23 protein-coding genes, 1 tRNA gene and 1 pseudogene are annotated in these 24320 nt (G+C 67.8%); 15 read left to right on the forward strand and 10 right to left on the reverse strand.

The window, feature by feature from the left end:
• Positions 1–95: 95 nt before the first annotated feature.
• On the reverse strand, positions 96–1256 hold the full coding sequence (locus AC3WQZ_RS31755) for an FAD-dependent monooxygenase (protein ID WP_492301904.1): 1161 nt from the start codon (positions 1254–1256) through the stop codon (positions 96–98).
• A 349-nt stretch (positions 1257–1605) separates the two neighbouring features.
• On the opposite strand from AC3WQZ_RS31755, the gene AC3WQZ_RS31760 reads away from it, so the two are divergent.
• From AC3WQZ_RS31760 to AC3WQZ_RS31775, 4 genes are read left to right on the forward strand one after another with little or no spacing between them, the layout of a single operon-like run.
• Positions 1606–2358 (forward strand): maleate cis-trans isomerase family protein, encoded by a 753-nt coding sequence (locus AC3WQZ_RS31760; protein WP_010812897.1) that lies wholly within the window; start codon positions 1606–1608, stop codon positions 2356–2358.
• Positions 2359–2369: 11 nt separating this feature from the next.
• A complete protein-coding gene (locus AC3WQZ_RS31765; RefSeq protein WP_492294942.1) occupies positions 2370–3200 on the forward strand; it encodes an alpha/beta fold hydrolase in 831 nt (276 codons plus the stop codon).
• A gap of 13 nt (positions 3201–3213) precedes the next feature.
• A complete protein-coding gene (locus AC3WQZ_RS31770; protein WP_058696964.1) occupies positions 3214–4293 on the forward strand; it encodes a 2,5-dihydroxypyridine 5,6-dioxygenase NicX family protein in 1080 nt (359 codons plus the stop codon).
• Entirely contained in the window at positions 4286–4921 is a 636-nt protein-coding gene (locus tag AC3WQZ_RS31775; protein WP_011614795.1) for an N-carbamoylsarcosine amidohydrolase, read from the forward strand. Before AC3WQZ_RS31770 ends, AC3WQZ_RS31775 begins: the two co-directional genes overlap by 8 nt.
• A gap of 20 nt (positions 4922–4941) precedes the next feature.
• Here the strand turns inward: AC3WQZ_RS31775 and AC3WQZ_RS31780 are convergent.
• A pseudogene (locus tag AC3WQZ_RS31780) lies at positions 4942–5688 on the reverse strand (TetR/AcrR family transcriptional regulator); the annotation flags it as partial.
• Positions 5689–5771: 83 nt separating this feature from the next.
• On the opposite strand from AC3WQZ_RS31780, the gene AC3WQZ_RS31785 reads away from it, so the two are divergent.
• Complete coding sequence (locus AC3WQZ_RS31785; RefSeq protein ID WP_058696963.1) at positions 5772–8051, forward strand: xanthine dehydrogenase family protein molybdopterin-binding subunit; 2280 nt, start codon at positions 5772–5774, stop codon at positions 8049–8051.
• Between the two features lie 60 nt (positions 8052–8111).
• Here AC3WQZ_RS31785 and AC3WQZ_RS31790 read toward each other — a convergent pair whose 3' ends face one another.
• Complete coding sequence (locus tag AC3WQZ_RS31790; protein ID WP_010809248.1) at positions 8112–8588, reverse strand: MarR family winged helix-turn-helix transcriptional regulator; 477 nt, start codon at positions 8586–8588, stop codon at positions 8112–8114.
• A 229-nt stretch (positions 8589–8817) separates the two neighbouring features.
• On the opposite strand from AC3WQZ_RS31790, the gene AC3WQZ_RS31795 reads away from it, so the two are divergent.
• From AC3WQZ_RS31795 to AC3WQZ_RS31810, 4 genes are read left to right on the forward strand one after another with little or no spacing between them, the layout of a single operon-like run.
• The gene (locus AC3WQZ_RS31795) at positions 8818–9705 is read left to right on the forward strand and encodes a DMT family transporter (protein WP_037024398.1); all 888 of its coding nucleotides are present in this window, start codon (positions 8818–8820) and stop codon (positions 9703–9705) included.
• A gap of 56 nt (positions 9706–9761) precedes the next feature.
• The gene (locus AC3WQZ_RS31800) at positions 9762–10550 is read left to right on the forward strand and encodes an SDR family oxidoreductase (RefSeq protein WP_010809246.1); all 789 of its coding nucleotides are present in this window, start codon (positions 9762–9764) and stop codon (positions 10548–10550) included.
• Between the two features lie 54 nt (positions 10551–10604).
• The gene (locus AC3WQZ_RS31805) at positions 10605–11006 is read left to right on the forward strand and encodes a methylglyoxal synthase (RefSeq protein ID WP_492301909.1); all 402 of its coding nucleotides are present in this window, start codon (positions 10605–10607) and stop codon (positions 11004–11006) included.
• Positions 11007–11047: 41 nt separating this feature from the next.
• Entirely contained in the window at positions 11048–12025 is a 978-nt protein-coding gene (locus AC3WQZ_RS31810) for a quinone oxidoreductase family protein (protein ID WP_492301905.1), read from the forward strand.
• 75 nt (positions 12026–12100) lie between these two features.
• Here the strand turns inward: AC3WQZ_RS31810 and AC3WQZ_RS31815 are convergent, their stop codons facing one another.
• The 6 genes from AC3WQZ_RS31815 to AC3WQZ_RS31840 all read right to left on the reverse strand — a co-directional run bounded on the left by AC3WQZ_RS31815 (position 12101) and on the right by AC3WQZ_RS31840 (position 18665).
• Positions 12101–12394 carry a YkvA family protein gene (locus AC3WQZ_RS31815; RefSeq protein ID WP_011614800.1) on the reverse strand — a complete coding sequence of 98 codons (294 nt, stop codon included), beginning with the start codon at positions 12392–12394 and terminating at the stop codon, positions 12101–12103.
• A 214-nt stretch (positions 12395–12608) separates the two neighbouring features.
• Entirely contained in the window at positions 12609–13754 is a 1146-nt protein-coding gene (locus AC3WQZ_RS31820; protein WP_010809242.1) for a BMP family ABC transporter substrate-binding protein, read from the reverse strand.
• Positions 13755–13813: 59 nt separating this feature from the next.
• Positions 13814–14734, reverse strand: a complete 921-nt coding sequence (locus tag AC3WQZ_RS31825; protein ID WP_010809241.1) for an ABC transporter permease — start codon at positions 14732–14734, stop codon at positions 13814–13816.
• Positions 14735–14752: 18 nt separating this feature from the next.
• Positions 14753–15862, reverse strand: a complete 1110-nt coding sequence (locus AC3WQZ_RS31830) for an ABC transporter permease (RefSeq protein WP_010809240.1) — start codon at positions 15860–15862, stop codon at positions 14753–14755.
• Entirely contained in the window at positions 15855–17417 is a 1563-nt protein-coding gene (locus AC3WQZ_RS31835) for an ABC transporter ATP-binding protein (RefSeq protein WP_010809239.1), read from the reverse strand. Before AC3WQZ_RS31835 ends, AC3WQZ_RS31830 begins: the two co-directional genes overlap by 8 nt.
• Positions 17418–17732: 315 nt before the next feature.
• Complete coding sequence (locus AC3WQZ_RS31840; RefSeq protein ID WP_010809238.1) at positions 17733–18665, reverse strand: pirin family protein; 933 nt, start codon at positions 18663–18665, stop codon at positions 17733–17735.
• Between the two features lie 690 nt (positions 18666–19355).
• On the opposite strand from AC3WQZ_RS31840, the gene AC3WQZ_RS31845 reads away from it, so the two are divergent.
• The 5 genes from AC3WQZ_RS31845 to AC3WQZ_RS31865 are packed head-to-tail and all read left to right on the forward strand — an operon-like array spanning position 19356 to position 23270.
• On the forward strand, positions 19356–20072 hold the full coding sequence (locus tag AC3WQZ_RS31845; protein ID WP_439671435.1) for an ABC transporter permease: 717 nt from the start codon (positions 19356–19358) through the stop codon (positions 20070–20072).
• A 26-nt stretch (positions 20073–20098) separates the two neighbouring features.
• The gene (locus AC3WQZ_RS31850) at positions 20099–21031 is read left to right on the forward strand and encodes a glycine betaine ABC transporter substrate-binding protein (RefSeq protein ID WP_231881390.1); all 933 of its coding nucleotides are present in this window, start codon (positions 20099–20101) and stop codon (positions 21029–21031) included.
• Positions 21032–21041: 10 nt separating this feature from the next.
• Entirely contained in the window at positions 21042–21692 is a 651-nt protein-coding gene (locus tag AC3WQZ_RS31855) for an ABC transporter permease (protein ID WP_058696960.1), read from the forward strand.
• A complete protein-coding gene (locus tag AC3WQZ_RS31860; protein ID WP_010809234.1) occupies positions 21689–22858 on the forward strand; it encodes an osmoprotectant ABC transporter ATP-binding protein OsmV in 1170 nt (389 codons plus the stop codon). The genes AC3WQZ_RS31855 and AC3WQZ_RS31860 overlap by 4 nt, the downstream gene beginning before the upstream one ends.
• A gap of 40 nt (positions 22859–22898) precedes the next feature.
• Entirely contained in the window at positions 22899–23270 is a 372-nt protein-coding gene (locus AC3WQZ_RS31865) for a hypothetical protein (RefSeq protein ID WP_010809233.1), read from the forward strand.
• Between the two features lie 47 nt (positions 23271–23317).
• Here the strand turns inward: AC3WQZ_RS31865 and AC3WQZ_RS31870 are convergent.
• Positions 23318–23407 (reverse strand) — tRNA-Ser (locus AC3WQZ_RS31870).
• 287 nt (positions 23408–23694) lie between these two features.
• Here AC3WQZ_RS31870 and AC3WQZ_RS31875 point away from each other — a divergent pair.
• Positions 23695–24192, forward strand: a complete 498-nt coding sequence (locus AC3WQZ_RS31875; protein ID WP_010809232.1) for an outer membrane lipoprotein — start codon at positions 23695–23697, stop codon at positions 24190–24192.
• Positions 24193–24320: the final 128 nt, after the last annotated feature.

Here is a 24320-nt window from a genome sequence, read left to right on the forward strand (position 1 = left end):
GTGTTCATCGGGGGGCTGGGGGCGGTTTGAACATCACGCATCGCTGCGCCGCGCCCCTTCGATGAGGGGCTGTGGCGGACAGGGTTGGTCAGGCGTCAGGCCGCTGCGGACAGCGTCCCGGTCCCGGCCGACACCAGCGGCACGTTGAAGACATCGTAGCCGAAACACCAGTCGGGGTTCTCGTTGCTGCGCAGCCAGGTGTTGTTGTGCGAGACCAGCTGGACCTTGCTCGCGCGCTCGTTGCGGTTCGCTTCATACAGCGCGAATGCCGAGGCGAAGTCGTCCACGCCGGTCTCGGTGAAGCAGCGCGTGAGCATCGCGGCATCCTCGATCGCCATCGCGGCGCCTTGTGCCATGTGCGGTTTCATCGGGTGGCAGGCATCGCCGAGCAGCACCAGGCGGCCCCGGCTCCACAACGGCAGCGGGTCGCGCTCCAGCAGCGGCCACTTGCTCACTTCGACGGTGCCTTCGATCAGCGACTGCACACCCTCGTGCCAGCCGTCGAATGCGGCGCGCATTTCCTCGATGCTGCTCGGGACCCAGCTCTTGCTCATGTCCCAGTCGGGCTCGGGCACGCCGGTGACGTAGTAGATCTCGTCGAGCTTGCTGGTATCGAAGTAGACCATCATGTGGCGGTCGTCGGTCCACCACTTGGTGCAGCGCTCATGCGTGAAGCCCTTGACGCGCGAGATCGGGAACACCGCGCGGTGCGCCACGTAGCCGGTGTACTTGGGCGGCTCGGCGCCCAGCAGCGTCTCGCGGATGCGCGAGTTGACGCCGTCCGCGCCGATCACGATGTCGGCCTCTTCGACCGTGCCGTCGGTGAAGCGCAATTGCACCACGTCGCCCTGGTCGGTGACGCTTTCCAGCTTCTTGTTGAAGAACAGCGTGTCGGGAGCCACGGCGTCGGTCAGCAGCTTGTGGAAGTCGCCGCGGTGCACAGTCAGGTAGCTGGCGCCGTAGTGGCGCTCCGCGTAGTCGCCCAGCGGGATCTGCGCGATCACCTCGCCGCTCAGGCCGTCGCGGCTGTACCAGTAGTCGGGGTGGCAGCCCATGTCGTTGAGCGCGCTCTCGATGCCGATGCGCCGCATGATCTTCATCACGTTGGGCCCCACATGGATGCCCGCGCCCAGGCGCGAGAACGCCGGTGCCTGTTCATACAGCCTGACTTGGAAGCCGGCTCGCTGCAGCAGGGCGGCCGCGGCCGTCCCTCCGAGTCCGGCGCCGACAACTGCGATTCGCGGTTTGCCTTGCACGTTCTTTCTCCTGGCAATGACACAAGGTCGATGGGGGCTGGGGCGGCCACTCGGCCGACCGTTGAAAACGAGTGTACACACTCAAAATATCAAAGTAAAAGAAGAAATTGATGAACCTATGGAAAACCCTTACTGAAAACGTGAAGACGCCGAACATCGCGCTGTATCGGTGAATTTACGCGCAAAAACAGGGATTGATTAGTTAAGTATGCACTGAACGAGTGAATTCGCGGCGGCGCAGATTCTGTTTGCCTAGATAAAGTGTGTACACTACAATAAATCGCAGCATGCAGAGCCCGCCAGGGCGAAGCAGGCAGGGTAGACAGACAAACAGATGACGGAGTCGACAGTGCAGAAAGTTTTCCGAATCGGGCAGATCGTGCCGAGCTCCAACACCACCATGGAAACCGAGATCCCGGCGATGCTGGCCGCGCGCCAGCTGGTGCGCCCGGAACGCTTCACCTTCCACTCAAGCCGGATGCGGATGAAGAAGGTGGTCAAGGAAGAGCTGGCGGCCATGGACGCCGAATCCGACCGCTGCGCGGTGGAACTGAGCGACGCCCGCGTCGACGTGCTCGGCTACGCCTGCCTGGTGGCCATCATGGCCATGGGCCACGGCTACCACCGCGTGTCCGAGCAGCGCCTGCAGGCGCATACCGCCGAGAACGGCGGCGACGCGCCGGTGATCACCAGCGCCGGCGCGCTGGTGGATGCGCTCAAGGTGATGGGCGCGAAGCGCATCGCCGTGGTGGCACCCTATATGAAGCCGCTGACCGAGCTGGTGGTCGACTACATCCGCAATGAAGGCTATGAGGTGGTCGACTACCGCGCGCTGGAAATCCCCGACAACCTTGAGGTGGGCCGCCATGACCCGGCGCGGCTGCCGGAGATCGTCGCGCAGATGAATACGGCCGACGCCGATGTCATCGTGCTGTCGGCGTGCGTGCAGATGCCGTCGCTGCCGGCCGTGGCCAAGGTCGAGGCAATGACCGGCAAGCCGGTGGTTACCGCCGCCGTCGCCACCACCTATGCGCTGCTGAAGCGGCTCGGGCTGGAGCCGGTGGTGCCGGGCGCCGGCGCGCTGCTGTCGGGCGCGTACTGAAGGGGGCGGCCATGGCAGACAGCACCTTTCTCTACGGCGCCAACGTGAACGCCAACGGCATCCGCCAGCACTACCTGCGCTATGGTGGGCAGGGCGGCGCGCGCGCGCAGCGCGATGCCGTCATCATCGTGCCGGGCATCACCAGCCCGGCAGTGACCTGGGGCTTTGTCGGCGAGCAGTTCGGGCGGCAGTTCGATACCTATGTGCTCGACGTGCGCGGCCGCGGCCTGTCGCAGGCCGGCGCTGAGCTGGACTACAGCCTCGATGCGCAGGCTGCCGATGTGATCGCGTTTGCCAAAGCGCTTGGCTTGCAGCGCTACGCCATCGTCGGCCATTCGATGGGCGCGCGCATCGGCATCCGCGCCGCGCGCAGCAAGCCGGCAGGCCTGACGCGCCTGGTGCTGGTCGATCCGCCGGTGTCGGGCCCGGGCCGCCGCCCGTATCCGTCGCAACTGCCGTGGTACATCGATTCGATCCGGCTGGCGCAGCAGGGCATCGACGTGGAAGGCATGCGCCGCTTCTGCCCGACCTGGACCGAGGACCAGCTGCGCCTGCGCGCGCAATGGCTGCATACCTGCGACGAGCGCGCGATCCTGGCCAGCTTCAATGGCTTCCATGAGGACGATATCCACGCCGACCTGCCGCACGTCGCCGTGCCGGCTCTGCTGATGACCGCCGGCCGCGGCGACGTGATCCGCGAGGAAGACGTGCAGGAGATGCGCAAGCTGCTGCCCGCGCTGCTGCTTGCGCATGTCGCCAACGCCGGCCACATGATCCCGTGGGACGACGAGGCCGGCTTCTACCGCGCCTTCGGCGACTTCCTCGGTGCGGCGCTGAACTGATCAAGGAGCGAACATGCCCGTAAGCGATTATGACCTGACCGCGGCGTGGAAGCAGGTGCTGACGCTGTCGAAGCTTGAGCCGGGACAGACCGTCACCGTGCTGACCGGCGCCGCCACGCATCCGCAGACGCTGCGCACCGCGATGGTGGCGGCGGCATCGATGGGCGCCATCGTCAACCGGCTCGACCTGCCGCCTGTCAATGGCGAAAAGGCGCTCAGCCGCGACGCGCTGGCCTACCTCGGTACCACGCCGCTCACCGGCAATCCCGCCGCCATCGCTGCGCTCAAGGCGAGCGACCTGGTGCTGGACCTGATGACGCTGCTGTTCTCGCCCGAGCAGCACGAGATCCTGGCGCAAGGCACCAGGATCCTGCTGGCGGTGGAACCGCCCGAAGTGCTGGCACGGCTGGTGCCGACCGAGGCCGACCGTGCCCGCGTCAAGGCCGCGACCGCGCGGCTGGGCAAGGCGCGCGAGATGCATATCGTGTCCGACGCCGGCATGGACCTGCGCTGCCGCCTGGGCGAATTCCCGGCGATCAGCGAGTACGGCTTTGTCGACGAGCCCGGCCGCTGGGACCACTGGCCGAGCGGCTTCGTGCTGACCTGGCCGGACGAGGGCGGCACCAACGGCACCATCGTGCTGGACCGCGGCGACATCCTGCTGCCGATGAAGTCTTACATCCAGGCGCCGATCCGCATCACGGTCGAAGCCGGCTATGTGCGCCGCATCGAGGGAGGCGTGGACGCCGAACTGCTGGCCGATTACATGGCCTCGTTCAACGACCCCGAGGCCTATGCCATGTCGCATATCGGCTGGGGCCTGCAGCCGCGCGCCAGCTGGTCGGCGCTGGCGATGTACGACCGCGAGGCCACCATCGGCATGGATGCGCGTGCCTACGAGGGCAACTTCCTGTGCTCGTTCGGTCCCAACAACGAAGCCGGCGGCAGCCGCACCACGGCCTGCCATATCGATATCCCGGTGCGCCACTGCACCGTCAGCCTGGACGGCGAGCCCGTGGTGGTGCGCGGCAAGGTGATGGACGGCCACCACGCGCCGGCCGCTTCTCTCTACAAGGACGCGCGCCATGGATGACGCCGTGCAGACTTACCAGCGTCAGGGCTTCGGCGCGTCGATTCCACTGAAGGCCCCATACGGCCTGCTGATCATCGACTTCGTCAACGGCTTCGCCGACCCGGCGGTGTTTGGCGGCGGCAACATCCCCGAGGCGATCCGCAATACCCAGCCGCTGCTGCGCACCGCGCGCGAGCAGGGCTGGCCGGTGGCGCACAGCCGCATCGTGTTCGCCGACGACGACAGCGACCACAACATCTTCACGCTGAAGGTGCCGGGCATGCTGACGCTGAAGGAGGATGGCCACAACAGCAAGATCGTGCCGGAGCTGGCGCCGGCGCCGGGCGAACTGGTGGTGCGCAAGACGGTGCCGTCGGCGTTCTTCGGCACCTCGCTGGCGGCCTGGCTGACGCAGCGTGGCGTGCAGACGCTGCTGGTGGCGGGTTGCGTCACCAGCGGCTGCGTGCGCGCCAGCGTGGTTGACGCGATGTCGCTGGGCTTCCGCCCGCTGGTGGTGTCGGATTGCGTGGGCGACCGCGCGCTGGGTCCGCATGACGCCAACCTGTTCGACATGGCGCAGAAATACGCCACCGTGCTGACGCGCGACGAGGCACTGGCGCGGGTTGCCGGCGTGCGCGCCGCCGCCTGAGGCGTGGCGACGCGGCCGGGCCTGGCGTCAGCCTGCCGCCGCGCGCCCCCCCCCGCGGCCGGCGGCGCCACATCCGCATCCGGCACCGCGCCGGGCACGGCCACGGCGCGCAGCACCGTCTGCTGGATCACATCGCGCCAGTGCGCCAGCGCGGGCGGGCTCATCATGGGTTCGCCCAGGAAGGCGCTGAGCGTATGATGGTTGGAGTTGTAGAAGTAGCCAAGCGAAGCGATCACCATATAGACATCGCGCGCGCCCGCGTCGGGCCGGAACAGCCCCGCGGCTTTGCCGCGCGCGAGGATGCCGTCGAGCACCGACAGCGCGTAGCTGGAGATCTCGCGCAGCCGAACCGACTTCTTCGCGTGCTTGCCCTGGCTCATGTTCTCGCTGGTCAGGATGGCGACGAACTCCGGATGGTCGAGGTAGTACTGCCAGACGAAGTCGATCAGCTGCGACAGCGCGCGCACGGGGTCGGCGGCGTCGAGCTCATGTTCCAGCTGCTGCTCGGCTTCATTGAGCTGCAGGTAGATGGTCTCCAGTACTTCGACAAACAGCTTTTCCTTGCTGCCGAAGTAGTAATAGATCATCCGGTCGTAGGTCTTGGCCAGCGACGAGATGCGTTCGATGCGGCCCCCGTCGTAGCCGCGCTGGGCGAAGACCTTGATCGCAGCCTTCAGGATGCGGTCGCGGCTGTCCTGCGCTTGTCTGGCCCGCGTGCCGGCTGGCGCCCGCTTTGCGGTTGGCTTGGGCGCGGTCGTGATCGTCATGGTCGATGCTTGGGCTATTCCACTGTTGGCTTGCAGTATAACGGGCGCCCCGGGGCGCAGCCGGTGAAGGAGATGGCAGAACGATGACGGCAACCAACCTGCAACCCTCGGCACAGGCCGACGCCGAAACGCCGCGCACGCTGCGGCTGGCGCTGCTGCAGGCCACCGGCGTGCTGCTGGTGACGCGCGCCCCGCAGGCGGCGCCGCGGCCCGCGCCGGGCCAGCCCGGCGCGGCTTCGGACTACGTGCCGGCGCTGCCGGACATCTTCATTGCCGTGCGCGACAGCGGCGAGGTGCTGGCCTTCAACGGCCACGTCGACCTCGGCACCGGCATCCGCACGGCCCTGGCGCAGATCGTGGCGGAAGAACTCGACGTGCCGCTCGAACGCGTACGCATGGTGCTTGGCCATACCGAAGCCACCCCCAACCAGGGTCCCACTATCGCCAGCGCATCGATCCAGATTTCGGCGCTGCCGTTGCGCCGCGCCGCGGCACAGGCGCGTGCGTGGCTGCGGGCGCGTGCCGCGCAGCGGCTCGGCGTGGAGGCCGGCGGGCTGGAGGCAGAGGACGGCGTGTTCCGCGATCCCGGCACGCAGGCCAGCATCGGCTATGGCGCGCTGCTTGCCGGCGAGCACCTGGAACTGCCGCTGGCCGAAGACATACCGACCAAGCCGGTCGAGTCCTACCGCATCGTCGGCCGCGCCGCGGGCCGCGTCGATATTCCCGGCAAGGTGCGCGGCGCGCTGACCTTTGTCCACGACGTGCGCGTGCCCGGCATGCTGCATGGCCGCGTGGTGCGGCCGCCGTATGCCGGGCGCGACAGCGGCGACTTTGTCGGCAACAGCCTGCTGGAAGTCGACCGCGACTCCGTGCGCGACGTGCCCGGCCTGGTCGATGTGGTGGTGCAGGGCGATTTTGTCGGCGTGGTGGCCGAGCGCGAGGAATACGCGGTCCAGGCCGCGCGCCGGCTGCGCGTGCGCTGGAAGCCGGTGCCGCCGCTGCCCGCGCTGGACGATCCGGAGCCCGCGCTGCGCGCCAATCCGGCCACGCGGCGCGAGTTGCTGTCCGACGGGGAGCCGCCGGCAAGCGGCGCCGGCACGGTCTTGCAGCGGCGCTTTGTCTGGCCGTACCAGATGCATGGCTCGATCGGCCCGTCATGCGCCGTGGCCGACTGGCATGACGATGGCCTGACGGTGTGGTCCGGCACGCAGAACCCGCATGTGCTGCGCATCGACCTGGCGAGGCTGTGCGGGCTCGGCGAAGACCGCATCGAGGTCGTGCGCATGGAGGCCGCCGGCTGCTACGGGCGCAACTGCGCCGACGATGTCTGCGCCGACGCGGCACTGCTGTCGCGCGCGGTCGGGCGGCCCGTGCGCGTGCAGCTATCGCGCGAACAGGAACACCTGTGGGAGCCCAAGGGCGCGGCCCAGCTGATGGACGTCAGCGCCACGCTGGGGCCGGACGGCGCGCTGCTTGGCTATGACTTCACCAGCCGCTATCCGTCCAACGATGCGCCCACGCTGGCGCTGGTGCTGACCGGTGCCGTGCCCAACGCGCCGCGCACGCTGGAGATGGGCGATCGCACCGCCGTGCCGCCATACGCGTATGGCGCGCGCCGCATAGGTTGCGACGACACCCCCGCGATCGTGCGCGCGTCCTGGCTGCGTGGCGTGTCGGCGCTGCCCAATGCGTTTGCGCATGAGTGCGTGATCGATGAGCTGGCGGCAGAGGCGGGTGCCGATCCCGTGGATTTCCGGTTGCGGCACCTGCCGGATGTACGTGCCGCGGCCTTGCTGCGTGCCGTGGCTGAAGCGGCTGGCTGGCAGCGGGGCGTGGCCGGATCGCGGGGCATCGCGGATGCCGAAGGCCGGCTGCGCGGCCGGGGCGTGGCCTATGCCCGCTATATCCACAGCCGTTTCCCGGGCTTCGGCGCAGCCTGGTCGGCCTGGGTGGTGGACCTGGCGGTGGATGCCGGCAGCGGCCGCATCACCATTGAGAAGGTGGTGGTCGGGCAGGATACCGGCATGATGGTCAATCCCGATGGCGTGCGCCACCAGATCCACGGCAACGTGGTGCAGACCCTCAGCCGGGTGCTGAAGGAGCAGGTGCGCTTCGATGCGGATGGGGTCGCCAGCCGCGAATGGGGCAGCTATCCGCTGCTGACCTTCCCGGAAATCCCGCCGATTGAAGTGGTGCTGATGCCGCGCCAGTCGGAGCCGCCGCTGGGCGCGGGCGAATCGGCCTCGCTGCCGGGCGCGCCGGCGCTTGCCAACGCCTTGTTCGATGCGCTGGGGGTGCGGCTGCGCCGGCCGCCGTTCGTGCCCGAGACGGTGCTGGCGGCGCTGGCGGCGATGAATAGCTGACAGTTTTCTCCCCTCTCCCGCAAGCGGGAGAGGGGAGAAAACCCTCGGCGTCCGCGGGCCCTAGACGCCGTTCCCCTCGTCGATCTCACTCATCTTGCGCAGCAGGTAAGTCACCGCCACACGCTCGGCCGGATTCAGGCTGCCGAAGGTCTGCTCCGAGATTTCCTTCGCAAACGGCACGGTCTCATCGATCAGTGCCAGCCCGTCGGGCGTGACCGTCACCACCACCTTGCGCCGGTCAGTGGGATCGTGCGACACCGCAATCAGCTCACGCGACTTCAGCCGGTCGATGATGCCCCGCACCGTGGCCTGGTCGATGGCGGTGGCGCGCACCACCTCGTTCATCGAACACGGCTGGCGGTCCCTGACCGCGCACAGCACCACGAACTGCGCCGCGGTCAGCTGCGAATCCGGGATGGTCTGCTGGAAGATCGCCACATGGCGCTGGTAGGCGCGCCGCAGCAGGTGGCCCACCTGCTCGGTGAAGTCGTAGTCTGCGGCGGTCTTGCCGGAAGGCGGGTCGGAGGGCTGGGGCACGAACCTGGTGCAGTGGGTAAGGTGACCCAGAGTATACCGAGGAAGGGGGCAGGAAAGGTGGCCGGGAAGGTGGCCGGGAAGGTGGCCGGAGCCGCCGAGGTGATGCCCGATGCCATTGCGTCTTTTCGAATACAATCGTCGGGTCGTTTCGCGGGGCCGACGTGCCCGCCCGCTTTCCCCTGTATTCCCCGTGCCCGCCTCCCAGAAGTCTCTCGCCGCACCTGCCGCGCTGCCGTCGCCGCAGCGCTCGGGCCTTGTCATCGCCGCCGTCGGCGCGGTGCTGTTCTCCGCCAAGGCGATCGTCGCCAAGCTGATGTACCGCTACAACGTCGATGCGGTGATGGTGATCACGCTGCGCATGCTGTTCGCGGTGCCGCTGTTCATGGCGATCGGCTGGTGGCAGTCGCGCCGGCTGGCGCCGCTGTCGTGGGCGGATCGCGGCCGCGTGGTGTTTCTCGGCTTTATCGGCTACTACCTGTCGAGCTTCCTCGATTTCATCGGCCTGCAATACATCACCGCCGGGCTGGAGCGGCTGATCCTGTTCCTGACGCCGTCGTTCGTGCTGCTGGCCACCGCGCTGGTGTTCCGCCGGCCGATCGCCATGCGCCAGTGGCTGTCGCTGCTGCTCGCCTACGCCGGCATCGTGCTGGTATTCGCGCATGACCTGGACGTCAGCGGCAGCCAGGTGTGGCTGGGCGGCGCGCTGGTGCTGGGCAGCGCCATGACCTATGGTATCTACCTGATCCTGAGCGGCGAACTGGTGCGGCGTATCGGCTCGCTGCGGCTGGTGGCGTATGCGATGTGCGTCTCGACCGCCTGCTGCGTGATCCAGTACCTGGTACTGGGCCGGCCGGTGGCGGAACTGGCGCAGCCGGCTCCGGTGATGTGGCTGTCACTCGTCAATGCAGTGTTCTGCACCGTGCTGCCGGTGTCGCTGACCATGGTGGCGGTGTCGCGCATCGGCGCGCCGATGGCGTCGCAGGCGGGCATGATCGGCCCGGTGTCGACGCTGTTCCTGGCCTTCTGGCTGCTGGGCGAGCCCGTCAGCGGCGTGCAGCTGGCCGGCAGCGCGCTGGTGATGGGCGGCATGTATTTGCTGTCGGCAAGAAAGACGTGATTCCGGGCCGGCCCCGGAGCTGGCCCCCCAAAGACAACAGACAAAAGGAGAAAGACATGGATCTGGGACTGCGCGGCAAGCATGCGCTGGTATGCGGCGCCAGCAAGGGCCTGGGCTTTGCCTGCGCCGACGCGCTGGCGGCCGAGGGTGTTGACGTGGTGATCGTGGCGCGCGGCGCCGAGGCGCTGGAGAAGGCCGCGGCCGGCCTGCGCGCGCGCCATGGCCGCCGCGTGATCGCGGTGGCGACCGACATCACCACGCCCGAAGGCCGCAAGGCGGCGCTGGACGCCGTGGCCAAGCTGGGCGACCTCGACATCCTGGTCAACAACGCCGGCGGCCCGCCGCCGGGCAACTTCCGCGACTGGGAGCGCAGCGACTGGCTGGCCGCGCTGGACGCCAACATGCTGACCCCGATCGAGCTGATCAAGGCCACTGTCGACGGCATGATCGCGCGCAAGTGGGGCCGCATCATCAATATCACCAGCGGCGCGGTCAAGGCGCCGATCGATGTGCTGGGCCTGTCCAATGGCGCGCGCTCGGGCCTGACCGGCTTTGTCGCGGGCGTGGCGCGCGAAGTGGCGCAGCACGGCGTGACCATCAACAACCTGCTGCCGGGCCCGTTCAACACCGACCGCCTGCTCAAGACCATGGAAGGCGGCGCCAAGAAGGCTGGCCTGAGCGTCGATGAGGTGGCGCAGCGCCGCGCCGCGGCGAACCCGTCGCGCCGCTTCGGCGAGCCGGCCGAGTTCGGCGCCACCTGCGCGTTCCTGTGTAGCCGCCATGCCGGCTACATCACCGGGCAGAACATCCTGCTCGATGGCGGCGCCTACCCGGGCACCTTCTGATCCCGCTGCTTTCTCCTGTTTCCTGACGTTCACCGACCCCGCAACAAGGAACCCCTGATGACTCGCCCCCGCATCGCGCTGATCGCCCACGACCACAAGAAGGACGACATCGTCGCCTTCGCCACGCGCCACCGCGCCTTCCTTTCGCAGTGCGAGCTGCTGGCCACCGGCACCACCGGCGGGCGCCTGATCGACGAGGTCGGGCTGGAGGTGACGCGCATGCTGTCGGGGCCGTGGGGCGGCGACCTGCAGATCGGCGCGCAACTGGCCGTAGGCCTGGTGCGCGCCGTGGTGTTCCTGCGCGACCCGATGACGCCGCAGCCGCATGAACCCGATATCAACGCGCTGGTGCGCGCCTGCGACGTGCACAACGTGCCCTGCGCCACCAACGTGGCCACTGCCGAGCTGTTGATCGCCGGGCTTGCCCGCGAGGTCGACGAAGCGGCGGCCCGCTGAATTCCCGATCGATGCAACACCATAGCGAAGGAGCGACACAGATGAGCAAAGCCATCCGGATCGAGCAGACCGGCGGTCCCGAAGTCATGCAGTGGGTCGATGTCGAGGTGGGCGAGCCCGGCCCCGGCCAGGTGCGCGTGCGCCATGAGGCGGTGGGCCTGAACTACATCGATGTCTATTTCCGCACCGGGCTGTACAAGCAGCCGCTGCCGGGCGGGCTGGGCATGGAAGGCGCCGGCGTGGTCGAAGCGGTGGGCGAGGGCGTGCGCCACGTCGCCGTGGGCGACCGCGTGGCCTACGCTGGCCGACCCACCGGCGCCTACGCGCAGGTGCGGGTGATGCCGGCCGATATCGTGGTGCGGCTGCCCGATGCGATCCCGTTCGACACCGCCGCGGCGATGATGCTGCAGGGCCTGACGGCGCAGTACCTGATCCGCGACAGCTACAAGGTGCAGCCGGGCGACACGGTGCTGCTGCATGCCGCCGCCGGCGGCGTCGGCCTGATTGCGAGTCAGTGGCTCAAGGCGCTCGGCGTGACCGTGATCGGCACCGTCGGCAGCGACGAGAAGGCCGAACTGGCGCGCGCCAACGGCTGCGCCCACACCATCGTCTACACGCGTGAGTCGTTCGTGGAGCGGGTCAGGGAGATCACCAACGGCAAGGGGGTGCCGGCGGTCTATGACTCGATCGGCAAGGACACCTTCCAGGGCTCGCTCGACTGCCTGGCGCCGCGCGGCACCATGGTCAGCTTCGGCAACGCCTCGGGCCCGGTGCCGCCGTTCGACCTGTCGGTGCTGGGCAACAAGGGCTCGCTGCGGCTGACGCGGCCGACGCTGATGACCTACGTGGTGCACCGCGAACTGCTGGAGCCGATGGTGGCCGACCTGTTCGACGCCGTGGCCACCGGCAAGGTGAAGATCGACGTCCGCCAGCGCTACGCGCTGTCTGAGGTGGCGCAAGCGCATCGCGACCTGGAAGCGCGCAAGACCACGGGCTCGACCATCCTGCTGCCGAACTGAGCAACAGCCAGGCAGGCAAGCAAAAGCCCCGGGGCGGCAGGCGCTGCCCCGGGGCTTTGGCTTTGAGCGATGCCGTCAGTGCGGCCGGACCGTGGTGGCGGTGGCGCGCGTCTGCGCCTGGCGCAGGATATGCGGCGGCAGGCGCTTCAGGATCAGGTGCACCGCCAGCGGAATCAGCACCACGTCATCGACAATGCCCAGGCCCGCGACCACGTCGGGGATCAGGTCGATCGGCGAGATTGCGTAGAGCAGCAGCCCGATGGCGGCGGGCTTGAGCCAGGGCGGCGCGTCCGGATGGCGCAGCGCGTACCAGAACAGGCGGCCGTCGCGGCGAACCAGCGTCCACAGGGCCGAAAATCGCTTCCACATGAGAGGCCTCCTTCACATTGCGGGCGCCGGTTACTGGCGCATGCACAGATAGCTTGGGCCGTTATCGGCGGCTTCAAGTTCCGCAAGGTATGGGCGGTGCGGGGAGGGTGCCCGGAACGGGCGGCAGGGCGGGGAATTGTGGCGATTCCGCCCCCGCGCGGCGGAGGCGGGCGCCGCGCACCGTCACCGGCGCGCGGCTGGGCTGCGTGGCGAATCAGCCCGGGATCTTGCCTTCCACGCCTTCGACGTAGAACTTCACGCCATGCAGGAAGCCGTCGTCGGCCACCTGGTCCTTGGCCAGCTGTTCCTTGCCGGTGTTGTCCTTGATCGGACCCTTCCAGATCGGCGCGCTGCCGTCGGCGATGCCCTTCTTGCGCTCTTCGACCAGCGCCTTGACGTCAGCCGGCACATCGGCGTTGAAGCTCTTCAGGTCGATCATGCCTTCCTTCAGGCCCCACCACGTGGTGCTGTTCTTCCACTGCTTGTTCAGCACGTCTTCCACCACCTTGTTGTAGTAGACGCCCCACGAGATCACCGACGCGGCCAGGTGGGCCTTGTCGCCGAACTTGCTCATGTCGCTGTCCCAGCCGAAGGCGTGCACGCCCTTTTCCTGCGCGGTCTGCACCACGGCGGCGGAGTCGGTGTTCTGCATCAGCATGTCGACGCCCTGGCCGATCAGCGTGGTGGCGGCTTCGCGCTCCTTGCCCGGATCGAACCACTTGTTGACCCACACCACCTTGACCGTGGCCTTGGGGTTGACGCTGCGCGCGCCCAGCGTGAACGAGTCGATATTGCGGATCACCTCGGGGATGGGCACCGATGCCACCACGCCCATCTTGCCGGTCTTGCTCATCTTGCCCGCGACCACGCCCGCCAGGTAGGCGCCTTCATAAGTGCGCACGTCGTACTGGGCCAGGTTCTCGGCGGTCTTGAAGCCGGTGGCGTGCTCGAACTTTACGTCCGGGAATTCCTTGGCGACCTTGAGCATCGACTCCATGTAGCCGAAGGTGGTGCCGAAGATCAGCTTGTTGCCCTGGCTGGCCAGGTCGCGGAACACGCGCTCGGCGTCGGCCGCGGATTCGGGCACGTTCTCGACGAAGGAGGTCTTGACCTTGTCGCCGAACTTCTCTTCCACGGCCTTGCGGCCGTTGTCATGCGCGAAGGTCCAGCCGGCATCGCCGACCGGCCCGATATAGACGAAGGCGACCTTGAGCGGCTCGGCCTTCTGCTCGGCCGCGGGCGCGGAGGCCGCGCCCGCCGTCTCGGCAGGCTTGTCGGCCTCTTTCTTGCCGCAGCCCGCGAGGGTCAGCAAGGCGGTGGCGGCCAGGGCCGCCAGGGTCTTCCTGCGCGTGACGATCATGATTTCTCCTTGTGATGAATTGTTGGTAGCTCAGGGATTTCCGTCAAAAAACTCGAGGCTCAGGCATTGCCGGGCCGGAAGGGCTTGCCCAGCGAGGCCGGCATGTTCAGCCGGATCCAGGCCGGGTTGCGCGAGATCAGCGCCAGCACCACGATGGTGGCCGCGTACGGCAGCATCGACAGGAACTGCGACGGCACCGACACGCCGATCCCTTGCAGGTAGAACTGCAGGATGGTCACGCCGCCGAACAGCCACGCGCCCACCAGCACGCGGCCCGGGCGCCAGGTGGCGAAGGTGGTCAGCGCCAGCGCGATCCAGCCGCGACCGGCGACCAGGTTCTCGACCCACATCGGCGTGTACACCAGCGACAGGTAGGCGCCGGCAAGCCCGCAGCAGGCGCCGCCGAACAGCAGCGCGCCAAAGCGGATGGTGCGCACCGGGTAGCCCAGCGCGTGCGCCGATTCCGGCGCTTCGCCGATCGCGCGCAAGGTCAGCCCCGCGCGCGTGCGGAACAGGAACCACATGATGGCAAAGCACAGCAGCAGGCTGAAATACACCATCCAGTGATGCTGGAAGAAGGCCGGCCCGAAGAAGGGCAGGTCGGCCAGGCCGGGCACGGCCTTGGCCTGCGCCGGCATGGCGAAGCCGACAAAGCGCTGGCCCATGAAGGCCGAGAGGCCGGTGCCGAAGATCGACAGCGCCAGGCCGGTGGCGACCTGGTTGGTGGCCAGCACCAGCGCCAGCCACGAGAACAGCGTGGCCATCAGCATGCCGGCGAGCGCGCCGGCGGCAAAGCCGAGCAGCGGCGACTGGGTCTGGTAGCCGACCATGAAGCCGGCCACCGCGGCGACCAGCATCATGCCTTCGGCGCCGAGGTTGAGCACGCCCGAGCGCTCGTTGATCAGCAGGCCCAGCGCGGCCAGCAGCAGCGGCGTGCCGGCGTTGATGGCAGTGGCGATAAGGGGAGCGAGTTGTTCCATATTGTTCTGTAGCTCCGCTCAGGCCGTGGTGGCGCGCCAGCGCAGGCGGTTTTCGATCAGCGTGTCGCAGGCCAGCAGGAAGAACAGCAGCATGCCCTGGAACACCCAGCCAATGGCCGACGGCAGGCCCAGGCGCGATTGCGCCATCTCGCCGCCGATATAGAACAGCGACATCATGATGCCGCCGAAGACCGTGCCGACCGGATGCAGCCGGCCGATAAAGGCGACGATGATGGCGGTGAAGCCGTAGCCCGGCGAGATCGACGGCAGCAGCTGGCCGATCGGGCCGGTCACTTCGAACGCGCCCGCCAGGCCCGCGGTGGCGCCCGAGATCAGCAGTGCGCTCCACAGCGCGCTGCGCGCCGAGAAACCCGCGTAGCGCGCCGCCGCCGGCGCGGTGCCGCCCACCTGCAGGCGGTAGCCGGCAAAGCTGCGGAACACGAACACGGTCATCACCGCCACCAGCACCAGCATCACGGCAAAGCCGGCATGCAGGCGCGAGCCCGACATCAGGTTGGGCAGCAGGTACTCGGACGAGAACACCTTCGACTGCGGGAAGTTCATGCCGTTGGGATCCTTCAGCGGCCCGTTGACCACCCACAGCAGCAGCTGCTGCGCGATATAGGTGAGCATCAGCGAGACCAGGATCTCGTTGGCGTTGAACCTGTCCTTGAGCACCGCCGTGAGCGAGGCCCACAGCATGCCGCCGACCATGCCGGCGAGTGAGGCCAGCACCAGCACCACGGTGCCGTTCATGGCCTGGCCCGGCACATCGAAGTAAAGCACGGTGGCGCCGGCGCAGATGCCGCCGGCAATCAGCTGCCCGTCGGCGCCGATATTCCACACGTTGGCGCGGTAGCACACCGACAGGCCGAGTGCGCACAGCACCAGCGGCACGGTCTTGAGCAGCACCTCGCCGATGGCGCGCTGGTCGCGCAGCGGATCGGCCAGGAAGACCTTGAGCGCGGCCACGGGGTCCTTGCCGAGCACCAGGAACAGCAGCGCGCCGAACAGGAGCGTCAGCGCCAGTGCGACCACCGGCGAGGCATAGGCCATGGTGCGCGAGGGCAGGCCACGCGGCGCCAGCGAGAGGGGGGAGCGGGGCAGCAGTTGTCGCACATCAGCCATGGCTTGCCACCTCCGCGCCGGATTGCGCCTGGGCGGGCCCGCCTTGCCACAGTCCGCTCATCCACAGGCCGATCTGCTCGCGCGTCGCGGTCTCGGCCGGCACCGAAGGCGACAAGCGCCCCTTGGCGATCACGTGCAGCCGGTCGCAGATCGCGAACAGCTCGTCGAGCTCTTCCGACACCACCAGGATGGCGCAGCCGGTGGCCTTCAGCGCCAGGATCTCGTTGTGGATCTGCGCCGCGGCGCCAACGTCCACACCCCAGGTCGGTTGCGCCACGATCAGTACCTTAGGGCCGCTTTCGATCTCGCGGCCGACAATGAATTTCTGCAGGTTGCCGCCCGACAGGCTGCGCGCCAGCGCGTGCGGCCCGCTGGCCTTGACGCGGAAGCGGCTGATCACGGCCGAAGCCAGCCCGGTGGCCGCGCCGGGCGAAATCATGCCTTGCCTCACATAGGGTGGCGTCTGGTGCGACAGCAGGATATTGGTCGCCAGGCTCATGCCCGGCACCGCGCCGCGGCCCAGGCGCTCTTCCGGCACGAAGGCCAGGCCCGCGCGCCGGCGCTGGCGCGCATCGAGCCGGCCGACTGGCTTGCCGCCGAGCTGCACCGACATGTTGTCTGCGCGTGTGTCTTCACCGGACAGCGCGGCCAGCAGCTCCTGCTGCCCGTTGCCGGACACGCCGGCAATGCCGACGATCTCGCCGGCGTGGACATCCAGCGAGATCCTGCTCAGCTCGGTCGCGAAGGCATGCGCGCGCGGCAGCGACAGGCCCTGCACGCTGAGCCGCACCGGGCCGCGCTCGGCAGCCACGCGCGTCTCGCGCGGGGGCTCGCCGCCGATCATCAGCCGCGACAGCGAGGCCGCGGTTTCCTGGCGCGGATCGCACACGCCGGTGACCTTGCCCATGCGCATCACGGTGGCCTGATGGCACAGTGCGCGGATCTCGTCGAGCTTGTGGCTGATGTAGAGGATGCTGGTGCCTTCGGCGGCCAGCTGGCGCAGCGTGACGAAGAGCGTTTCCACTGCCTGCGGGGTCAGCACCGAGGTGGGCTCGTCCAGGATCAGCAACTGCGGATTGGCCAGCAGCGCGCGCACGATCTCCACGCGCTGGCGCTCGCCGACCGACAGCGTATGCACATGGCGGTTCGGCTCCAGCGGCAGCCCGTAGCGCTCGGCGGTGGCGCGGATGCGCTCGGCCAGCTGCTTCATGTTGCCTTGCTGTCCGGCGGGCAGGCCGAGTGCGATGTTCTCGGTCACGGTCAGCGTGTCGAACAGCGAGAAATGCTGGAACACCATGGCGATGCCCAGGTTGCGGGCGTCGTGCGGACTGTTGATGGTGACCGGCGCCCCGTTGAAGTGCATCTCGCCGGCATCCGGACGGACCGCGCCAAAGATAATCTTCATCAGGGTGGATTTGCCTGCGCCGTTTTCACCCAGCACGGCATGGATCTCGCCGGGGGCGACGCTGAGGCTGACGTCGTCATTGGCGACGACGCCCGGGTAGCGCTTGCTGATATGGGCCAGCGCCAGCCTGGGAGGGAGTTGTGATGTCACTGAGGCGGCTCGGGTTGTTGTGATGGCAGCAACGTGGGATGAGTCAACAGCGCGGCAGTGCGTGGCGCAGCATCGCCGCGACGCATTGCAGCATTCATCATGGTTTGGTGATGCCCGATATTGGTGATGGATTATATAAGTGACAGGACACCGGGCGGGCCGATTCCGGCGTCATTCCAGTCCCTGCAACGGTTTGGGGGTGGTTGCAAGTCGCGTGCCGGCCACAGCACGAAAAAAAGCCGCCGGCTCCTTGCGGAGCCAGCGGCTGGACTGGAGCAGCGGCGGGCGGCCAGGGCGGCCGCTCGCCGGCAGGGCTCAGGCGCCGGTGGTGGCGGCGCTGGTGGCGAAGCGCCCGTCGCGGAAATCCGCCAGGGTCTGGTAGATCTGCTCCTGCGTGTTCATCACGAACGGCCCGTACTGCGCGATCGGCTCGTTCAGCGGCTGGCCCGCGATCAGCAGGAAGCGCGCGTCGGCCTCGGCCCTGACGATGACGCCGTCAGACTGGCCGGCGTTGTCCAGCACGCCCATGCGCTGGGCCTCGATCACGGCGCGGTCGTCGCCGCTGCCGATCGAAACCTCGCCCCGGTACACGTAGACGAACGCGTTGTGCCCGGCCGGCAGCGCCTGCGCAAAGGTCTGGCCGGCCGGCAGGTGCACGTCCAGGTAGACCGGCTCGGTCACCGGGCGCGTGATCGCGCCGGCCACGCCGTGCGTGGCGCCCGCCAGCACGCGCACCGTGGCGCCGTTGTCCAGCGCCACCGTCGGGATCTCGGCGGCGGGCAGGTCGCGGTACCACGGCGCGGTCATCTTGTCCGCGGCCGGCAGGTTCAGCCATAGCTGGAAGCCTTCCATGCGGCCGTCTTCCTGCTCGGGCATTTCCGAGTGGACCACGCCTGCGCCTGCCACCATCCACTGCGCGCCGCCGTTCTGCAGCAGCCCCTCGTTGCCGGCGCTGTCGCGATGGCGCATGCGCCCGGCCAGCATGTAGGTGATGGTCTCGAAGCCGCGGTGCGGGTGATCGGGGAAGCCGCCGATGTAGTCGTCCTTGCTGTCGGTGCCGAAGGCATCGAGCATCAGGAACGGGTCCAGCCGGCGCTGCAGGTTCTGCGTCAGCACGCGGGTCAGCTTGACGCCGGCGCCGTCCGAGGTGGCAATGCCCCGCACCACGCGGTCCACGGCGCGCGAGCGTTGCACGGTTTCCGCGGCGGCGGCGGGAACGGTGGCGAAGGTGGTGGCAAGGGTGTCCATGTCTTTCTCCTGTAGGCGGGTTCCGCGCGGCAATGGCCGGGCTGGTTTCCCCGTCGTTTCAGCTACCTCGTCAATTTAGTGTTTTGGCGCGGAAAGAGTAGAGGGTCGCCGGGCAACAGATTGTTCTGCTGGCGTACCGACTGTTGGTCCAGGTTCTTTCGAATTCAGAACGATCCGGGAGGTCGCCGTGTGCCGGCTAATGCACGGCCGAACATGCCGTCCCACTGCCGCCAATTCGCGCAAGATCGGCGCAGGAAGGCCGGAAAAATGCGGGAAGATGACAGGATCGATGAAGATCGCTATAATAGCGCTCTCTTTGTCATCCGTTGAGGTGAGATGCGGGGTGTCAAAACCTCGCCAGCCCTTGCCAGTCAACGGCCGATGGACCGGCGGCGCGTCGGAAAACTTCAATATTTGCGCTGCCACTGGCCAACCGATCGCAACAACTTTGCGTCGCCGGTTGCGCCGCTTCAGGGACTGCCAATCCAACCCGGCATCCCGTCAATCGGACTTCCCGCCCACGGCGGAGGAATCCACAGACCGTCCGCCGGCAATCGTGCCGGTCATGGCGGCAATGCAATCTGAACCGGGACTGGTGGCGCCCTATCTCCGCACGCACCAGCCCATATTGTTTTCCATCGCCGGGAAGTGGCGTGCTGCGCGCTTTTCGGTTTCGGAAAAGGGGAGAGTATGTCAAAGCAATCGGCACGGGCCTTCGCCTGGGCAGGACTGACGCTGGCCGCGCTGGCTGCACTGGTGGCATGGATCGGCGTCGATGTGATTCGCCAGTACCAGGAGCGCCTGCTCTACGACGTGGCCGACCACCTGCGCCTGGTGGTGCTGTCCATGACGCTGGCGCTGGCCACCGGCATCCCGGCCGGCATCGCGCTGAGCCGCCCGTGCATGCGCCGCTGGGCCGACCGCCTGATGCAGGTTTTCAACGTGGGCAATACCGTGCCGTCGCTGGCGGTGCTGGCGCTGGCCCTGGCCGTGCTCGGCATCGGCGAGCGGCCCGCCATCCTGGCGCTGTGGCTGGCCTCGCTGCTGCCGATCGTGCGCAACACCTACGAAGGCCTGCGCAATGTCTCGCCCACGCTGCTGGAAGCGGCGCGTGGCATCGGCATGACGCCGGTGCAGCGCCTGGTGCGCGTGGAACTGCCCAACGCGCTGCCGGTGATGCTGGCCGGCATCCGCATCGCCCTGGTCATCAACGTGGGCACGGTGCCGCTGTCCTTCCTGATCGGTGCCAACAGCCTGGGCGAGCTGATCTTCCCGGGCATCTACCTGAACAACCAGCCGCTGCTGCTGCTGGGCGCGGCCGCCACGGCGCTGCTGGCGCTGGCCCTGGACGCGCTCTTTGCCGCCGCCGGCCAGCTGTACCTGCGCCGGCGCGGGCTGGCGCACTGAACATGGGGACCGAAATGGAAAACCAGATGCAATTCATCCGCCGCCGTGCCCGGCGCGTCGCCCTGGTGGTGGCTGCAGTCACCGCTTTTGCGGCGGGGCTGGCGCTGGCCACTGCGCCTGAAGCGCGTGCAGAGGCCACGCCGATCCGCGTGGGCGGCAAGAACTTCACCGAGCAGCTGCTGCTGTCGTCGATGACATCGAAATACCTGCGCGCCAAGGGCCTCACCACCGAACTGACCGCCGGCCTGGGCAGCACGCTGATGCGCCAGGCGATGGAGAGCAACCAGCTCGACGTGGTGTGGGACTACACCGGCACCGCGCTGATCGTGTTCAACAAGGTCCAGGAAAAACTCGGCGCCAGGGAAAGCTACGAGCGCGTCAAGCAGATGGACGGCGCGCGCGGGCTGGTGTGGCTCGATGCCTCGAACATCAACAACACCTATGCGCTGGCGATGCCAAAGGAACGCGCGGCCAGCGGCGTGACCACGCTGTCGGGCTTTGCCGAGCAGATGCGCCGCGCCGGCTCCGACGCCAGCCACCCGTTCGCGGTCGACATGGAATTCGCTGCGCGCCCGGACGGCCTGGAGCCGCTCAAGGCGCTGTACAAGCTGCCGTTCTCGCGCCGCGACGTGATCCAGCTCGACCCGGGCCTGGTCTACACCGCACTGAAGAACAACCAGGTGGAGCTGGGCCTGGTCTATGCGACCGACGGCCGCGTCAAGGGCTTCGACCTGGTGCTGCTGGAAGACGACCTGCACTTCTTCCCGCCGTACAACGCGGTGCCGGTGGTGCGCAAGCCGGTGCTCGACAAGCATCCGGAACTGGCCGGCCTGCTCAATGCACTCGCTGCCAAGCTCGACAACGAGAGCATGACCGACATGAACTACAAGGTGGACATCGGCCAGCAGCCGGTGGACAAGGTCGCGGAGGACTTCCTGCGCAGCCACGGACTGATCTGAGGGAGGCCGCATGGACTTGTTCTCTTACCTGCAGCACAGCTGGCCCACGCTGCTGAAAATGACCGGCGAGCACCTGGCGCTGGTGGGCTCGGCAGTGGGGCTGGCGATCCTGATCGGGGTGCCACTGGGCATCGTGATCACGCGCTTCCGCGCGCTGGCCACGCCGCTGCTGGCGCTGGCGACGATCGTGCTGACGCTGCCGTCGATCGCGCTGTTCGGGCTGATGATCCCGATCTTCGCGCGCTTCGGCCATGCGCTCGGCTACGTGCCCGCGGTGACGGCGGTGTTCCTGTACTCGCTGCTGCCGATCATGCGCAACACCTACACCGCGCTGGCCAATGTCGACCCCGGCATCCAGGAAGCGGGGCGCGGCATCGGCATGACCGCCTGGCAACGCATGCGGCTGGTGGACCTGCCGCTGGCGGTGCCGGTGATCCTCGGCGGCGTGCGTACCGCCGTGGTGATGAATATCGGGGTTGCCACCATTGCCGCCATCATCGGCGCGGGTGGCCTTGGGGTGCTGATCCTGCAGGCGATCAGCCAGAGCAACATGAGCAAGCTGGCCGTGGGCGCGGTCCTGGTCAGCCTGCTCGCCATCGTGGCGGACGCCTTCCTGCAGTGGTTGCAGCGGGCACTGACGCCAAAGGGAATCCGCATATGATCGAACTCGACCAACTCACCAAGTCCTTCCCGCAGAAAGACGGCACCGAAACGCGCGCCGTCGACACCGTGTCGCTGACGGTGCCGCGCGGCGAGATCTGCGTCTTCCTCGGCCCCTCGGGCTGCGGCAAGACCACCACGCTGAAGATGATCAACCGGCTGATCGAGCCGACCTCGGGCACGGTGCGCATCGAGGGCGAGGATACGCGCGGCCTTGACGGCGTGACCCTGCGCCGCAAGATCGGCTACGTAATTCAGCAGATCGGCCTGTTCCCCAACATGACCATCGAAGAGAACATCATGGTGGTGCCGCGCCTGCTCGGCTGGGACAAGAAGCAATGCCGCGAGCGCGCGCGCGAGCTGATGGCGATGGTGCAGCTCGATCCCAACCGGCTGCTGACGCGCTATCCGCGCGAGCTCTCCGGCGGGCAGCAGCAGCGCATCGGCGTGATCCGCGCGCTGGCGGCCGACGCGCCGCTGCTGCTGATGGACGAGCCCTTCGGCGCGGTCGACCCGATCAACCGCGAGAGCATCCAGAACGAATTCCTGCAGATGCAGCGCCAGCTCGGCAAGACCGTGATCATGGTCTCGCACGATATCGACGAAGCGATCAAGCTGGCCGACAAGGTGGCGGTGTTCCGCCGCGGCAAGCTGGTGCAGTTCGACCATCCCGACGCGCTGCTGGCGCATCCGGCCGATGAGTTCGTGCAGGCCTTCGTCGGCCATGACAACACCCTCAAGCGACTGCTGCTGGTGCGCGCCGGCGACGCCGCCACCATGCCGCCGAGCTGCCGCCCCGACATGCCGCTGGCCGAAGCGCTGGGCGTGATGGACGATGCCGACGTGCGCCACCTGCCGGTGGTGGACGACGCCCAGGTCGCGCTGGGCTACGTCACGCGCCGCGATGCGCGATCCGGCAAGGGGCAGTGCAGCGACGTGATGCGCCCGTTCGCCGTCACCGCGGCCTTCGACGAGCACCTGCGCATCGTGCTGTCGCGCATGTACCAGCACAACACCAGCTGGCTGCCGGTGATGGGCGCGGACGGCGCCTACCTGGGCGAGGTCACGCAGGAATCGATCGCAGGGTACCTGAGCTCGGGACGTTCGCGCGGGCAGGCCGGGGTGCTGGCCGCCTCCGCTTCCGCGCCGCTGCGGGCGGCGGCCTGAGCCAGCGGCAGGGCGGCGGCATCCGCGCTATGCTAGGTGCATGCTCCGCTATTGCCGCTCGCCCTTGTGCCTGGTCGTCGAAACCCGCTGGCTGATACCGCGCGGGTTTGACGGCTTCACGCCCGGTCCGCTGATCCTGCTGCGCCCCGGCGCCAGCCAGGCGCTGATCGAGCATGAGAAGGTGCATGTGCGCCAGTTCTGGCGCAGCTGGGGCCTGATGGGCGTGCTCTACCTGGCCAGCCGGCGCTGGCGCCTGCGCTATGAAGTGGAGGCCTACCGCGAACAACTGCGGCACAGCCCGCCGGGCGCGGCGCATGGCCTGGCGCGCGTGCTGGCGTGCAAGTACCGGCTCAGGATTTCAGAAGCCGAGGCGTACCGTCTGCTGACGCAAGACCTGCACGGCGATCTCTAATGAAAAACGGCCCGCACCAGTTACTGGTGCGGGCCGTTTCTCTTGTCTGGCGGAAGCGGTGAGATTCGAACTCACGGATGGGTCACCCCATCGGCAGTTTTCAAGACTGCTGCCTTAAACCACTCGGCCACGCTTCCTGGAAGTGCGGGCATTGTAGCGCGAAAGGGCATGGGCCCGGCGCGCTGCCGCCTGCAGACCTGACGGTCAGGCCGCGCATTATACAAGGCTCGCGTGGATCGATGGTGGTCTTGTGTTGCGGCACGCAAGCGCGCGTAAACTTCCTGCCACATCCGCTGCCGCGGATGTCGGCGTCTGTCTGACATTACGGAACCTTCACACGCCGGCATCGCTCATATTGTCGTGCCGGATGGCGCGGTGTGTGCCGCATCCCCGGCTTTCGCCTGGCAACAGAGGAGAACTCAAAATGCGAATCCATAGCAAGAAATGGCTGATCGTTCCGGTGGCTGCAGCGGCCGTGCTGGCCGGTTGTGCCGCTCCGTATGACAGCGGCTACAACACCGGCTACAACGCCCCGCCTCCGGGGTACCAGACTCCCAACACCTCGCAGGCCCCGGCTGGCGCGGTGTACTACGGCCGCGTGGAATCGATTGAACCGATCACCAGTACGCAAGGCAGCTCGGGCCTGCTCGGCACCGTGATCGGCGGTGCGGCCGGCGGCCTGCTGGGCCACCAGATCGGCGGCGGACGCGGGCAGACCGCGGCGACCATCGGCGGTGCCGTGGTCGGCGCCGTGGCCGGCAACCAGATCGAGAAGCGCGCGGGCAGCAACACCCAGACCGCGTACCGCGTCAACGTGCGCCTGGATGATGGCCGCATCGCCACGGTGACCCAGTCGAGCCTGGGCAACCTGCAGGTGGGCATGCGCGCACGCGTGGCCAATGACATGGCAACGCCGTACTGACATGCCAGCCTGACGTTTGCCAGCATGTAAAAGGCCACGCATCGCGTGGCCTTTTTTTGGTTCATCGCCGATCTGCGTGACCGTTTAGAAACAAAAAGGGCCAACAAGCCCACCACTGTTATCTTGGA

Source organism: Cupriavidus sp. FW305-26 (genome assembly GCF_058787975.1).